This window comes from Sulfitobacter sp. EhC04 (genome assembly GCF_001650875.1).
Taxonomy (GTDB): Bacteria; Pseudomonadota; Alphaproteobacteria; order Rhodobacterales; family Rhodobacteraceae; genus Sulfitobacter.
The window spans coordinates 1-1,507 of the sequence record NZ_LXYI01000073.1; the positions used below are offsets into that span (position 1 = coordinate 1).

1 protein-coding gene is annotated in these 1,507 nt (G+C 57.7%); it reads right to left on the reverse strand.

All coding sequences use genetic code 11. The annotated features are described in order from the left end of the window. Positions 1-294 precede the first annotated feature (294 nt). Positions 295-1,404 (reverse strand): IS110 family transposase, encoded by a 1,110-nt coding sequence (locus A8B82_RS21210; protein WP_067297116.1) that lies wholly within the window; start codon positions 1,402-1,404, stop codon positions 295-297. Positions 1,405-1,507 lie beyond the last annotated feature (103 nt).

Below are 1,507 nucleotides of genomic sequence, written 5' to 3' on the forward strand. Positions count from 1 at the left end.
CTCCGATGACCATTCGTCAAGAGGATAAGCACGGCTTTCCCGCCGCCCGGCTTGAATGCCGTTCGTCATGATAGTTCTCCTTGCGATGTTGGCAGAGGTCAGGGCACCCGACTTATTCGACGGTTGCTCAAACTCCGATGCGGGGATCGAAACCCCATTATGGTAAGCGTCAGAGGCGTTCGTTCATTCTGCTGTCAGATGTCCGGCATGATCCGGATCTCAATTCTCGACCGACGGTTTGCCTCGTCCCGCGTCAGATGCCCTGGCCACTAACAACATCGCGCGCATTTTTTGTCAGGCAGTCTTCGGCATCGCGCTTATCGCTGTCGCCCAGATGAAGCCGACCAGTTCGCGGGCAACTGCGGCTGCGGCCACGGTGCTGCGCTTCCCCCGACTTTCAAGACGCCGAAACCGCTTGTTCAGCCTGACTTGGGCCTTCCAGCCGATGTCTTTCAGTTCCTGGCTATAGTCTTGCCGTTTCAGCATGAGATCGACACCGACCTTGGGGGGCCATTTGTAAGCCCAGGCCGCCTCGACAAGCATCACCCTAGCGATCTTGTTACCTGCCTTCGTGATCCCTCCGGGCCGTTGCTTGCTGCCGCTGGAATATTCACTGGGAACCAATCCGAGATAAGCCATCAATTTTCGCGGACTCGCAAACCGCGAGAAGTCGCCGATCTCCGCGGCCAGCGTTGTAGCGATGACCATTCCGATCCCCTTGAACACCTGCAGGGCATGGACCACCGGAGCCAGCGCCCAACCTGGGATCAGATCGGCCATCTGGTCTTCGATCTCGGCCTTGCGTGCTTCGGCCTGCTCAAGGCGATTGATATAACTCTGCAGTGCGAACTTCTGCGCGGCGTGATCAAACTTAAGAGATGTCAGCCATTTCCGGTATCGCAAGCACCACGCCTTCGACTTGCAGTGCAGCCCATGTTTTAACAGGAACATCCGTATCAATGCGCGAGCTGCTCTAACATCCTGCGAGGCCACCTGACGGGCACGGACGAGGTCACGCATCGCCTCATGGGTCGCATCCGGCACCCACACGTATGTGAGTTCACCCGCACGAAGCAACCGGGCAAGCATCAGCGCATCCCTTGTGTCGTTCTTCACCCTTTCGCCTGGCCGTTTTGGCGTATGGCTCGGTGCCACGATCCGGCAGCAGATTCCCATCTCTGTGAGCTGTCGATAGATTCCGTAACCGCAAGGGCCTGCTTCATAGGTCACCTCGATCTTACCATGGCGTTGGACCAGCTTCCGCATCAAACGCGAAACCGCGTCGGGCGAGTTGACGATCGTTCCGTACATGCGGAGTTCACCGTCACGCCCTGCGTCCGCGATCGCGACCGATATGCTATCCTTATGGACGTCCAATCCGATAAAAGCGTTGTATTCTTCCATGCCATCTCCTCCGGCTGCGGACCGAAGAAGAGTGCGGACCGCGATCACTCACCGGCGATTCTGACCCACGTGGACTGAAGCGCCAAGAATGGTCATGCCATCT

Excerpts from the sequence above, each read along its gene's own strand:
- A8B82_RS21210 (WP_067297116.1), bottom strand. The coding sequence starts at position 1,404 with ATGGAAGAATACAACGCTTTTATCGGATTGGACGTCCATAAGGATAGC.